The 12,554-nt window shown below is 71.1% G+C and carries 11 protein-coding genes and 1 pseudogene; all 12 read left to right on the top strand.

Annotated elements, in window-relative coordinates:
* Positions 1-47 precede the first annotated feature (47 nt).
* The 12 genes and pseudogenes from ABZ990_RS03735 to lepB (ABZ990_RS03680) all read left to right on the top strand — a co-directional run bounded on the left by ABZ990_RS03735 (position 48) and on the right by lepB (ABZ990_RS03680) (position 12,354).
* Positions 48-1,535, top strand: a complete 1,488-nt coding sequence (locus tag ABZ990_RS03735; protein WP_361224702.1) for an ammonium transporter — start codon at positions 48-50, stop codon at positions 1,533-1,535.
* A 144-nt stretch (positions 1,536-1,679) separates the two neighbouring features.
* A complete protein-coding gene (ffh, locus tag ABZ990_RS03730) occupies positions 1,680-3,230 on the top strand; it encodes a signal recognition particle protein (RefSeq protein WP_361224699.1) in 1,551 nt (516 codons plus the stop codon).
* 359 nt (positions 3,231-3,589) lie between these two features.
* Complete coding sequence (gene ftsH / locus ABZ990_RS03725) at positions 3,590-5,518, top strand: ATP-dependent zinc metalloprotease FtsH (RefSeq protein ID WP_361224695.1); 1,929 nt, start codon at positions 3,590-3,592, stop codon at positions 5,516-5,518.
* A 454-nt stretch (positions 5,519-5,972) separates the two neighbouring features.
* Positions 5,973-6,566, top strand: a complete 594-nt coding sequence (locus tag ABZ990_RS03720) for a hypothetical protein (protein WP_361224692.1) — start codon at positions 5,973-5,975, stop codon at positions 6,564-6,566.
* Between the two features lie 157 nt (positions 6,567-6,723).
* Entirely contained in the window at positions 6,724-7,167 is a 444-nt protein-coding gene (rpsP, locus tag ABZ990_RS03715; protein ID WP_361224689.1) for a 30S ribosomal protein S16, read from the top strand.
* Between the two features lie 2 nt (positions 7,168-7,169).
* Positions 7,170-7,409: an RNA-binding protein gene (locus ABZ990_RS03710; protein WP_361224686.1), complete on the top strand. Its 240-nt coding sequence runs from the start codon at positions 7,170-7,172 to the stop codon at positions 7,407-7,409.
* Between the two features lie 76 nt (positions 7,410-7,485).
* On the top strand, positions 7,486-8,124 hold the full coding sequence (gene rimM / locus ABZ990_RS03705) for a ribosome maturation factor RimM (protein ID WP_361224683.1): 639 nt from the start codon (positions 7,486-7,488) through the stop codon (positions 8,122-8,124).
* Positions 8,124-8,945, top strand: a complete 822-nt coding sequence (gene trmD / locus ABZ990_RS03700) for a tRNA (guanosine(37)-N1)-methyltransferase TrmD (RefSeq protein WP_361224680.1) — start codon at positions 8,124-8,126, stop codon at positions 8,943-8,945. Before rimM ends, trmD begins: the two co-directional genes overlap by 1 nt.
* A gap of 127 nt (positions 8,946-9,072) precedes the next feature.
* Positions 9,073-9,423 (top strand): 50S ribosomal protein L19, encoded by a 351-nt coding sequence (gene rplS / locus ABZ990_RS03695; RefSeq protein WP_361224677.1) that lies wholly within the window; start codon positions 9,073-9,075, stop codon positions 9,421-9,423.
* A gap of 39 nt (positions 9,424-9,462) precedes the next feature.
* Positions 9,463-10,407, top strand: a complete 945-nt coding sequence (gene lepB / locus ABZ990_RS03690) for a signal peptidase I (RefSeq protein ID WP_361224674.1) — start codon at positions 9,463-9,465, stop codon at positions 10,405-10,407.
* 13 nt (positions 10,408-10,420) lie between these two features.
* Positions 10,421-11,444: pseudogene (gene lepB / locus ABZ990_RS03685) on the top strand (signal peptidase I); the annotation flags it as partial.
* Positions 11,386-12,354, top strand: coding sequence for a signal peptidase I (gene lepB / locus ABZ990_RS03680; protein WP_361225083.1), 969 nt, complete (start codon positions 11,386-11,388; stop codon positions 12,352-12,354). The pseudogene lepB (ABZ990_RS03685) and the gene lepB (ABZ990_RS03680), both read left to right, overlap by 59 nt.
* The last annotated feature ends 200 nt before the right edge of the window (positions 12,355-12,554 follow it).

Genomic DNA, 12,554 nt, shown 5'->3' with positions numbered 1-12,554 from the left:
TCCCGTACGCGCCCGGCCGTCATCGGCGACGAGACGAGGAGACGCCGATGACCGCAGTCCTCACCCCCCTGGCCGCCGCCGACCCACCCGCGCTGTCCGCCGCCAACACCGGCTTCATGCTCCTGTGCACCGCTCTGGTCATGCTGATGACCCCGGGACTCGCCTTCTTCTACGGCGGCATGGTCCGCGTGAAGTCGGCCGTCAACATGCTGATGATGAGCTTCGTCAGCCTCGGGATCGTCACCGTCCTGTGGGTGCTCTACGGCTTCAGCGTCGCCTTCGGTACCGACACCGCCTCCCTCGTCGGCTGGTCCTTTGACTACGCGGGCCTCGGCGGCATCGGCCTCACCGAGCTGTGGCACGGCTCCACCATCCCCGTGTACGTCTTCGCCGTCTTCCAGCTGATGTTCGCCGTCCTCACCCCCGCCCTGATCAGCGGAGCCCTCGCCGACCGGGTCAAGATCACCGCCTGGGCCCTCTTCGTCGCGCTGTGGGTCACCGCCGTCTACTTCCCCGTCGCCCACTGGGTCTGGAGCAGCGGCGGCTGGCTGTACGAACTCGGCGTCATCGACTTCGCCGGCGGCACCGCCGTCCACATCAACGCGGGCGCCGCCGCCCTCGGCGTGATCCTCGTCATCGGCAAGCGGACCGGCTTCCCCCACAAGACGGCGCGCCCCCACAACCTCCCCCTCGTCATGCTCGGCGCCGGACTGCTCTGGTTCGGCTGGTTCGGCTTCAACGCCGGATCCTGGCTCGGCAACGACGACGGCGTTGGCGCCGTCATGTTCGTCAACACCCAGGTCGCCACCGCCGCCGCCATGCTCGCCTGGCTCGGCTACGAAAAACTCCGCCACGGCGCCTTCACCAGCCTCGGCGCCGCCTCGGGCGCCGTCGCAGGGCTCGTCGCCATCACCCCCTCCGGCGGCTCCTGCTCCCCGCTCGGCGCCCTCGCCATCGGCGCGATCGCCGGAGTGCTGTGCGCCATGGCCGTCGGGCTCAAGCACCGGTTCGGCTACGACGACTCCCTCGACGTCGTCGGCGTCCACCTCGTCGGCGGCATCGCCGGATCCCTCCTCGTCGGCCTCTTCGCCACCGGCGGCGTCCAGTCCGACGCCCGCGGCCTCCTCTACGGCGGTGGTCCCGGACTGCTCGGCATCCAGGCCCTCGGCGTCCTCACCGTCTTCGCCTACTCGCTCCTCGTCTCCGCGCTGCTCGCCCTCGTCCTCCACCGGACGATCGGGATGCGGGTCCCCGAGGCGGACGAGATCAACGGCATCGACCGGGCCGAGCACGCCGAGCGCGCGTACGTCCTCGACGAGCCGGACCCGGCGGACCCGGCGGACCTGGCGGACGAGGCCGGTGCGGATGGGGGCGCTGAGGGCCGTACCGTACGTCCCGCTCCGGCGCCCGCCGCCGGCTCCGCCCCCGCCTTCTCCGTGACACCCGCGGCTGCTGCGGCCCCGAGCGGGATGGCCCCGGAAGGGGAGAAGGAGAGGGAGACGGCAGGGGAGAAAAGGGAGAAAGTCGACGCCTGAGGCCCGCGCCCGCCACCCCGGAGGGCGTTCCCGGACGGTCGGGGCGCACCGGATCCGGCGGGCGCGGACACGGACATCGAGCGGCCGGATACCCTGGAGGACAGTCCGTACGCCCGCCCACGACACCGAGGATCCGCGACCGCCGTGTTCGATACCCTCTCCGACCGCCTTGCAGCGACCTTCAAGAACCTCCGCGGCAAGGGTCGCCTGTCCGAGGCGGACATCGACGCCACCGCGCGTGAGATCCGTATCGCCCTGCTCGAAGCCGACGTGGCGCTGCCGGTCGTCCGGGCCTTCATCAAGAGCGTCAAGGAGCGCGCGCTCGGCGCCGAGGTCTCCAAGGCGCTCAACCCGGCCCAGCAGATCATCAAGATCGTCAACGAGGAACTGGTCTCCATCCTCGGTGGCGAGACCCGCCGGCTGCGGTTCGCCAAGAACCCGCCGACCGTGATCATGCTCGCCGGTCTCCAGGGTGCCGGTAAGACCACCCTCGCCGGAAAGCTCGGCGTCTGGCTCAAGAGCCAGGGCCACACCCCGCTGCTCGTCGCCTGCGACCTCCAGCGCCCCAACGCCGTCAACCAGCTCTCGGTCGTCGCCGACCGCGCGAACGTCGGCTTCTACGGCCCGCAGCCGGGCAACGGCGTCGGCGACCCGGTCCAGGTCGCCAAGGACTCCATCGAGTACGCCCGCTCGAAGATGCACGACGTCGTCATCGTCGACACCGCCGGCCGCCTGGGCATCGACCAGGAGCTGATGCGGCAGGCCGCGGACATCCGCGACGCCGTGTCGCCCGACGAGGTCCTCTTCGTCGTCGACGCCATGATCGGTCAGGACGCGGTCAACACCGCCGAGGCATTCCGCGACGGCGTCGGCTTCGACGGCGTGGTGCTGTCCAAGCTCGACGGCGACGCCCGCGGTGGTGCCGCGCTGTCCATCGCGCACGTCACCGGCAAGCAGATCATGTTCGCCTCCAACGGCGAGAAGCTGGACGACTTCGACGCGTTCCACCCGGACCGCATGGCGTCCCGCATCCTCGGCATGGGCGACATCATGTCGCTCATCGAGAAGGCCGAGCAGACCTTCAGCCAGGAGGAGGCCGCCAAGGTCGCCGAGAAGCTGGCCTCCAAGAAGGGCCAGGACTTCACCCTCGACGACTTCCTGGCCCAGATGGAGCAGGTCCGCAAGATGGGCTCCATCTCCAAGCTCCTCGGCATGCTGCCCGGCATGGCCCAGATGAAGGAGCAGATCAACAACATCGACGAGCGCGAGGTCGACCGCGTCGGCGCCATCATCAAGTCGATGACCCCGGCCGAGCGCCAGGACCCGACGATCATCAACGGCTCGCGCCGTGCCCGTATCGCCAAGGGCTCCGGTGTCGAGGTCAGCGCCGTCAAGGGCCTGGTCGAGCGGTTCTTCGAGGCCCGCAAGATGATGTCCCGCATGGCGCAGGGCGGCGGCATGCCGGGCATGCCCGGGATGCCGGGCATGGGCGGCGGCGCCGGCCGGCAGAAGAAGCAGATCAAGCAGGCCAAGGGCAAGCGCAAGAGCGGCAACCCGATGAAGCGGAAGGCCGAGGAGCAGGCCGCCCAGGTCAAGCGCGAGCAGGCGCAGTCCGGCGGTGCCTTCGGGCTGCCGGCCGGCCAGGACGCCGGGGACTTCGAGCTGCCGGACGAGTTCAAGAAGTTCATGGGCTGACGCGCCCGGCGCCCGCGACGGGCGCGCGCGTCACCCGGCTCTCTTCGCGAAGGGGCCCGGAGCGGTACGAGACCGGACACGTCCGGTACGGCACCGCGCCGGGCCCCTTCGGCGTACCCGGGAGCCGACCCCGGGCCCCGGCAGCGCCCCCGGCCGCTCGCGCGGACCGCGCCGCCCGTCCGGCCCGTCCGGCCCGCCCGGCCCGCCCGGCCCGTCCGCGCCGCCCGTCATGCCGGAAACGCCCGGTTCGCCGATACTGGGGCCACTGCCGGACCCCGGGCCCGTCCTCCGTGCGAGGCGGGGCCCCGCGAGCCCGGCACGACCCGAAGAGACCGGACCCAGGCCCCGAGGAGACACCCGTGGCCAACCCCGTACCCCCGCGCGACCGGACCGACCAGCCCTGGCGCTCGGAAGGGGCACCGCCGCCCCCGCCGCCCCGGCGGAAGATGCCCGGCGGCTGGGGCGCCGTCATCCTCGTCGCCCTCATCGTCTACCTCGTCACCAACCTGGTCCTGTCCTTCTTCAACCACGGCGACGAGGCGACCATCTCGTACACCGAGTTCAGCAAACAGGTCGCCGCCGGCAACGTCTCCATGATCTATTCCAAGGGCGACGCCATCCAGGGCGAGCTGAAGAAGGCCCAGCCCGTCCCCGACGACGGCAAGGGCGACTACACCAAGTTCCAGACCCAGCGCCCGGCCTTCGCCGACGACAAGCTGTGGGAGGAACTCACCCGGCAGCACGTCACCGTCACCGCCAAACCCGTCGTCGAGGAACGCAGCTTCCTCTCCAACCTGCTCCTCTCGCTCGCCCCGATGCTGCTCCTGGTCCTGCTGTGGGTGTTCATCGCCCGCCGGATGAGCACCGGGTTCGGCGGCGCGGGCGGCGGCATGCTCGGCCGCAAGGCCCCGCCCAAACCCGTCGAGCTGGAAGGCGGCAAACGCACCACCTTCGACGACGTCGCCGGCATCGACGAGGTCGAGGGGGAACTGAACGATGTCGTCGACTTCCTGAAGAACCCCGCGGCCTACCGCGCGATGGGCGCCAAGATGCCCCGTGGCGTCCTGCTCGCCGGACCGCCCGGAACCGGCAAGACCCTCCTCGCCCGCGCCGTCGCGGGGGAGGCCGGCGTGCCGTTCTTCTCCGCCTCCGCCTCCGAGTTCATCGAGATGATCGTCGGCGTCGGCGCCTCCCGCGTCCGCGAACTCTTCGCCGAGGCCCGCAAGGTCGCCCCCGCGATCATCTTCATCGACGAGATCGACACCATCGGCCGCGCCCGAGGCGGCGGCGCCGGCATGGGCGGCCACGACGAACGCGAGCAGACCCTCAATCAGATCCTCACCGAGATGGACGGCTTCACCGGCTCCGAAGGCGTCATCGTGCTCGCCGCGACCAACCGCTCCGACGTCCTCGACCCGGCCCTCACCCGCCCCGGCCGCTTCGACCGGGTCGTCCACGTCAACCCGCCCGACCGGGGCGGCCGCGAGGCGATCCTGCGGATCCACACCCGCGAGATCCCCCTCGCGCGCGACGTCGACCTGGCCCATGTCGCCAAGACCACCCCCGGCATGACCGGCGCCGAACTCGCCAACCTCGCCAACGAGGCCGCCCTGCTCGCCGTCAAACGCCGCCAGCAGGCCGTCACCCAGTCCGACCTCTCCGACGCCCTGGAGAAAGTCCAGCTCGGGGCCGAACGCCCGCTCGTCATGCCCGACGAGGAACGCCGCCGCACCGCGTACCACGAGAGCGGCCACGCCCTGCTCGGCATGCTCCAGCCCGGCGCCGACCCCGTCCGCAAGATCACCATCGTGCCCCGGGGCCGCGCGCTTGGCGTCACCCTGTCCACCCCCGAGGGCGACAAGTACGCCTACACCGAGGAGTACCTGCGCGGCCGGATCATCGGCGCGCTGGGCGGCATGGCCGCCGAGCAGGTGGTCTTCGGCGTCGTCACGACGGGCGCCGAGAGCGACCTGGAGCAGGTCACGAGCATCGCCCGGGGCATGGCCGGCCGCTGGGGCATGAGCGAGCGCGTCGGCCGCCTCACCGCCATCCCCGCCGACGCCCAGCAGGCGTACGGGCTCTCCGCCGCGCCCGCCACCCTCGACCGGGTCGACGCCGAGATGCGCCGGATCGTCGACGAGTGCTACGAGAGCGCCGTACGCCAGTTGCACGAGCACCGCGACAAGCTCGACGCCCTCGCCGCGGCCCTGCTGGAGAACGAGACCCTGGAGGAGGCCGCGGCCTACCGGGCGGCCGGCATCCCCCGGCTCGCCAAGGACACCCCCTGAGGGGGGGCAGGGAGGGGCAGGACGGGGCGGGGAGGGGTTGCCGCCCGCCGTCGGCCTTCTTCGGTGCGGCGGCCGACCACGTTTCGCGGTCCCCGATCGCGGTCCCCGATCGCGGTCCCCGATCGCGGTTCCTGGTCACGATTCCCGGGCGCGCCCCTGGTCACCGGCCCCTGATCGCGGGCGGCGGCGTCCGGAAATCGGACGTCCCAGGACGGTATCCGGCCAGCTTCCCGCGGAGGTGCGAGACCGGTGCCCGAAGTCGGGCAGAGAAGCGGTACTGTCCCTTCCACGCCTGCCCGGCGCGCGTGACATGCCCGCGCGCCAGGGTGTATGCGCCTGCCTATGCGTCGAACGCACCGGCCCCCACACATCCGTACCGACTGACGGGTACGTGCAAAATATTTGAGTTGCCCCGGAATGGAACCCGGAAGGCGTCCGGCTCGTTGTATCCGACGTGAGCACGACACCACCTGTTCTCGCCGCAGAGCTGGCACAGGCGTGGTCCGACATTCAACGGAACCACCCCGAGCTGCCGGACCTTGCCGCGCCCGAGTCCCTGATCGGAGAGTCGTCGTCCGCCTGTGGCGCCGAACTCTCCTTCGAACGACTGCTTCACGAAGCAGTCCACGGCATCGCCGCCGCCAGAGGTGTCCGCGACACCTCCCGCGCCGGCCGCTACCACAACCGCAGATTCCTCGCGATCGCCGAGGAGCTGGGCCTCGACCACCCCGAGGAGCCGCATGCCAGCAGCGGCTTCTCTCTGGTCACGCTCAACGCCGAGGCCCGCCGCCGCTACCGGCCCACCATCGAGCGGCTCCAGCGCGCGCTCAAGGCGCACATGGTCGCGACCGCCGCCGACACCAAGCGCTCCTTCCGCGGACCGGCCGCCCGGCACGGCTCCTCGGGCGGCGGCGTGCGGGTCAAGGCCGTCTGCGACTGCGGGCGCAACGTACGCGTGGTGCCCTCGGTACTCGCCCAGGCGCCGATCGTCTGCGGCGGCTGCGGCAAGCCCTTCCGGATTCCGGAGACCGTGGGCGCCGCGAGCTGACCCCGCCACGTGTGGCACAATGGCTAGCTGTACTCGACAGTCGCACAGGACCCCTCTCTCCTCCGACTGACGCGTCCATCGGGCACTCGGGTACCACAACCCCACGTGGCATCCCGTCCGGTGCCCTACCACGTCAAGTTCAGGAGACACCACTCCAGTGGCAGTCAAGATCAAGCTCAAGCGCCTCGGCAAGATCCGCCAGCCGCACTACCGCATCGTCGTCGCCGACTCCCGCACCCGTCGTGACGGTCGCGCGATCGAGGAGATCGGCCTCTACCACCCGACGTACAACCCGTCGCGTATCGAGGTCGACTCCGAGCGTGCGCAGTACTGGCTGTCCGTCGGCGCCCAGCCGACCGAGCCGGTTCTCGCCATCCTGAAGCTCACCGGCGACTGGCAGAAGGCCAAGGGCCTCCCCGCCCCGGAGAAGCCGCTGCTCGCCCCGGCGACCAAGGAAGCCAAGCGCGCCACCTTCGACGAGTTCGCCAAGGCTCTCGAGGGCGACGACGCCAAGGGTGAGGCCATCACCCCGAAGGCGAAGAAGGCCGACAAGAAGGCGGACGAGGCCGAGGCCGAGTCCACCGAGTCGACCGAGGCCTGATCATGCTCGAGGAGGCTCTCGAGCACCTCGTCAAAGGCATCGTCGAAAACCCCGACGACGTGCAGGTAGCCTCGCGCAACCTGCGTCGCGGCCGCGTTCTCGAGGTCCGGGTCCACCCCGAAGACCTCGGCAAGGTGATCGGCCGCAACGGCCGCACCGCGCGTGCGCTGCGCACCGTCGTGGGTGCCATCGGCGGTCGTGGTATCCGAGTCGACCTCGTCGACGTGGACCAGGCCCGCTGAAGTGTGACACCGGCACGGGCCGGGGAGGGCATGCCGCCCTCCCCGGCCCGTTGCCGTACGACAGGAGAGTTCACCAGTGCAGTTGGTAGTCGCTCGGATCGGCCGTGCCCACGGCATCAAGGGCGAGGTCACCGTCGAGGTGCGGACCGACGAGCCCGAGCTGCGGCTCGGACCCGGCGCCGTCCTGCACACGGACCCGGCCTCCGCCGGGCCGCTCACCATCGAGACCGGCCGGGTGCACAGCGGCCGGCTGCTGCTCCGTTTCGCGGGTGTGACCGACCGCAACGGGGCCGAGGCCCTGCGCAACATCCTTCTCATCGCCGACGTCGACCCCGACGAGCTGCCCGAGGAGGAGGACGAGTACTACGACCACCAGCTGGTCGACCTCGACGTCGTCCTCGCCGACGGCACCGAGATCGGTGTGATCACGGAGATCTCCCACCTGCCGTCCCAGGACCTCTTCATCGTCGAGCGCCCCGACGGCACCGAGGTGATGATCCCCTTCGTCTCGGAGATCGTCACCGAGATCGACCTGGAGAACCAGCGCGCCGTCATCGCCCCGCCGCCCGGGCTCATCGACGAGCACGAGGCCGTCGTCGCCTCGCAGCGCGACGCCGAGGCCGAGGCGGAGGCCGCTTCCGAGGCTGACGCGGAGGCCGAGAGCGGCGATGGCGACGGCGCCGAGGGTCGTACGTCCGGTGAGGACGCGTCCTGATGCGCCTCGACGTCGTCACGATCTTCCCCGAGTACCTCGAACCGCTGAACGTCTCGCTCGTCGGCAAGGCCCGCGCCCGCGGTCAGCTCGACGTCCACATCCACAACCTGCGCGACTGGACGTACGACCGGCACAACACGGTCGACGACACCCCGTACGGCGGCGGCCCCGGCATGGTCATGAAGACCGGCCCCTGGGGCGACGCCCTCGACCAGACCCTCGCCGACGGCTACGAGTCCGGCGCCCGCGGTCCGGCCATCGTCGTCCCCACGCCCAGCGGCCGGCCCTTCACCCAGGAACTCGCCGTCGAACTCTCCGAGCGGCCCTGGCTGATCTTCACGCCCGCCCGCTACGAGGGCATCGACCGCCGGGTCATCGACGAGTACGCCACCCGGATGCCGGTCTACGAGGTCTCCATCGGCGACTACGTCCTGGCCGGCGGCGAGGCCGCCGTCCTCGTCGTCACCGAGGCCGTCGCCCGGCTGCTGCCCGGTGTCCTCGGCAACGCCGAGTCGCACCAGGACGACTCCTTCGCCCCCGGCGCCATGGCGAACCTGCTCGAAGGCCCCGTCTACACCAAGCCGCCGGAGTGGCGCGGGCGCGAGATCCCGGACGTCCTGCTCAGCGGGCACCACGGGAAGATCGCCCGCTGGCGCCGTGACGAGGCGTTCCGCCGTACCGCCGCCAACCGCCCGGACCTCATCGAGCGCTGCGACCCCGCCGCGTTCGACAAGAAGGACCGCGAGACCCTCTCCATCCTCGGCTGGGCCCCCGAGCCCGGCGGCCGATTTTGGCGCAGGCCCGAGGCCGTGGAAGAATAGGGCGCTGTCGTACGTCCGGCGCGCGCCCCTGCCACAGGGGGAACGACGCCCGCCAGGGCCGCGGCATCTCCAAACCATTCGTACGTACCGCTGATGACCTGTGGCATCGGCGAGGAAAGAGACCTCCATGGCCTCCCTGCTCGACCAGATCAACGCCGGTTCCCTGCGTTCCGACGTCCCGGCCTTCCGTCCGGGTGACACCGTGAACGTCCACGTTCGCGTCATCGAGGGCAGCCGCTCCCGTATCCAGCAGTTCAAGGGTGTCGTCATCCGCCGTCAGGGCTCGGGCGTCTCCGAGACCTTCACGGTCCGCAAGGTCTCCTTCTCCGTCGGCGTCGAGCGCACCTTCCCGGTGAACAGCCCGATCTTCGAGAAGATCGAGCTCGTCTCCCGCGGTGACGTCCGTCGCGCCAAGCTCTACTACCTCCGTGAGCTGCGCGGCAAGGCCGCGAAGATCAAGGAGAAGCGCGACAACTGAGCCGGGATCCACAGGGTGGCGGGATAAGCTCTGCCCCCGATGGACACCGCAGCACAGCACACGGAGCGCGATCGCTCCTCCGACGAGGAGGAGCGATCGCGCTCCGCGCGCGTTCCGGGCCCGGAAGGGACCGGCCGCGACGGTACGCCGGAGCGTGAGGGTACGGACCCGGAAGAGCCCGACGCGGGCGGCGCCGGGCCGTCCGGGCCGCTGACCTGGCGGCGCACCGGACTCATCGGCATCGCCTGCATGGTCTTCCTGCTGCTGTTCAGCCACTTCGTCCTCCAGCCCTTCCTGGTGCCCAGCGGCTCGATGGAGCCCACGCTCCAGGTCGGCGACCGGATCCTGGTCAACAAGCTGGCGTACCGTTTCGGCGACGAGCCGCGCCGAGGTGACGTCGTCGTCTTCGACGGCACCGGATCCTTCCTCCAGGAACAGCCCGCCGGAAACCCGGTCGCGGGCGCCCTGCACGCTGCCGCGGCGGCCCTCGGCCTCGCCGAGCCGGACGAGACCGACTTCGTGAAGCGGGTCGTCGGCACCGGCGGCGACCGGGTGGTCTGCTGCGACAAGGACGGCCGGATCAGCGTCAACGGCGTACCCGTGCGCGAGACCGGATACGTGATGTTCGGCGACCAGCCGTCCCGCGTGCCCTTCGACATCGTGGTCCCCGACGGCACCCTGTGGGTGATGGGCGACCACCGCAGCCAGTCCAGCGACTCCCGTGACCACCTGGGCCAGCCGGGCGGCGGAATGGTCCCGGTCGACATGGTCGTGGGGCGCGCCGACTGGATCGGCTGGCCGTTCGGCCGCTGGTCCACCGTGCCCCGTACGGACGCGTTCGACGCCGTGCCCGCGTGGACGGCGAGCCGGCACGGGCACGCGGGAAGCACGGACGCGAACGGGAACGGGAACGGGGACGGCAGCGGATCCGGGACCGGCGGATCCGGGACCGCCGGTGCCGGTGCCGGGAGTGGTCGTGGGTAGCCGGGGCCGGCCCGTGACCGGCCGGGGCCGGGGACACGACGGCGGGGCCGGCGGTACGGACAGCGCCGAGGACGAGAGCCGTACGCCACCGGGCCGCGCCGAGCGCCGGCGCGTCGCCCGCAAGGTCCAGCGACGCCGGCAGCGCTCCACCGTCCGGGAGATCCCGGTCCTCGTCGGGGTCGCCGTCCTCATCGCCCTGGTCCTGAAGACCTTCCTGGTGCAGGCGTTCGTGATCCCGTCCGGCTCCATGGAACAGACGATCCGGATCGGCGACCGGGTCCTCGTCGACAAACTGACCCCGTGGTTCGGCTCCACGCCGCAGCGCGGCGACGTCGTCGTCTTCCAGGACCCCGGCGACTGGCTCGGCCACGAGACCGCCCCGTCCGCCGACCCGGTCGGCGTCAAGCAGCTCAAGCAGGCCCTGACCTTCATCGGGCTCATGCCGTCGGCCGACGAGCGCGACCTGATCAAGAGGGTCGTCGCGGTGGGCGGCGACACCGTGAAGTGCTGCGGCGAAGACGGCCGGATCACCGTCAACGGCGTCCCGCTGGACGAGCCGTATCTGCATCCGGGCAACGCGCCCTCGAAGATCCCCTTCGAGGTCACGGTCCCGAAGGGCCGGATCTTCGTGATGGGCGACCACCGCGGCGACTCCGCCGACTCCCGCTACCACCTCGACGAGCCGGAACACGGCACCGTCTCCGAGGAACAGGTCGTCGGCCGGGCCGTCGTCATCGCCTGGCCGATCGGCCACTGGCGGCGACTGGAACGGCCTTCGACCTTCGACTCCGTGCCGCAGGCGGCGACCGCGCCGTCACCCGGGGTGTCGCATACTGTGTCCCCGGTGTCCCCGCGACATGTCAACGGAATACCCGGGCTCCCGACCCCGGCGGAACTTCTGCTCGTTATGGGAGTGGTGGGCCTGTCCCTGTCCTGGGGCAGGCGATCGCATGGACTGAGGAGTGGAATGTGGGGGATGTGGCCGTCGGCGCACGACCCGGACACGGCGAGCCCGAGGACAGGCCGGAGCGGCCCGACCCGGCGGTGGCGGCCATGACCTCCGACCCCGCGGGGCAGCCCGGCCCCGGAGCCGAGGGCGAGGACGGCGGGAGCGAGAAGGGCCGGGAGGGCCAGGAGAACCGGGAGGACCGGGAGAACGAGGAGAGCGGCGGTGACCGGGACCGGAACCAGCCGCGCTCGTTCTGGAAGGAACTCCCGCTGCTCATCGGCATCGCGCTCGTCCTCGCGCTGCTGATCAAGACCTTCCTGGTGCAGGCGTTCTCCATCCCCTCCGACTCGATGATGAACACCCTCCAGCGCGGCGACCGGGTCCTCGTCGACAAGCTCACGCCGTGGTTCGGCTCCAAGCCCGAACGCGGCGAGGTCGTCGTCTTCCACGACCCGGGCGGCTGGCTGGAGGGTGCCGACACCCCCGAGCCCAACGCCGTGCAGAAGGTCCTCAGCTTCATCGGACTCATGCCGTCCGCCGAGGAGAAGGACCTCATCAAGCGGGTCATCGCGGTCGGCGGCGACACCGTCTCCTGCAAGGAGGGCGGCAAGGTCGTCCTCAACGGCAAGGAGCTCGACGAGAGTTCCTACCTCCGCCCCGGCACCGTGCCCTGCGACCCCGCCTTCGGCCCGGTGCACGTCCCCAAGGACCGCATCTGGGTCATGGGCGACAACCGGCAGAACTCCCTCGACTCCCGCTTCCACATGGAACTCCCCGGTGGCGGCACCGTCTCCAACGACGAGGTCGTCGGCCGCGCCGTGGTCATCGCCTGGCCGGTCAACCGCTGGTCCACGCTGCCCATCCCGGCCACCTACGACCAGCCCGGCCTCGACAAGGCACTGGCCGCCGCCACCCCGGGCGCCCTGGGCCTCGCCGGAGCGCTGCCGCTGGTGCTGTGGCGGCGCAAGAAGCGCACCGTCGGCCATACCGCCGAGTAGTGACCCGCGGGTAGGGTGCCGTCCCGGACCGTCGCACGGACGGTCCGGCGGACCATCCGAGGTGCCATGCCCATGAGCGACACACCGCCCACGAGCGCCGGCGAGGGGCGCGCGAGTGCCCCTTCGCGTACGAGTGCCCCTCCGCGCGCCGACCGTACGAGCAGCCCCGTGAACCGTACGAATCCCGCGAACCGCACGAG

The organism is Streptomyces sp. NPDC046203, assembly GCF_040646255.1.
Lineage (GTDB): Bacteria > Actinomycetota > Actinomycetes > Streptomycetales > Streptomycetaceae > Streptomyces.
Note: the sequence above shows the minus strand (reverse complement) of the source record. Positions and strands in the feature narration are given on the sequence as shown.

Bases quoted from the DNA above. Each gene is read 5' to 3' on its own strand.
- ABZ990_RS03735 (WP_361224702.1), top strand. From the start codon at position 48: ATGACCGCAGTCCTCACCCCCCTGGCCGCCGCCGACCCACCCGCGCTG.
- ABZ990_RS03710 (WP_361224686.1), top strand. From the start codon at position 7,170: ATGCTCGAGGAGGCTCTCGAGCACCTCGTCAAAGGCATCGTCGAAAAC.
- trmD (WP_361224680.1), top strand. From the start codon at position 8,124: ATGCGCCTCGACGTCGTCACGATCTTCCCCGAGTACCTCGAACCGCTG.
- rplS (WP_361224677.1), top strand. From the start codon at position 9,073: ATGGCCTCCCTGCTCGACCAGATCAACGCCGGTTCCCTGCGTTCCGAC.
- lepB (WP_361224674.1), top strand. From the start codon at position 9,463: ATGGACACCGCAGCACAGCACACGGAGCGCGATCGCTCCTCCGACGAG.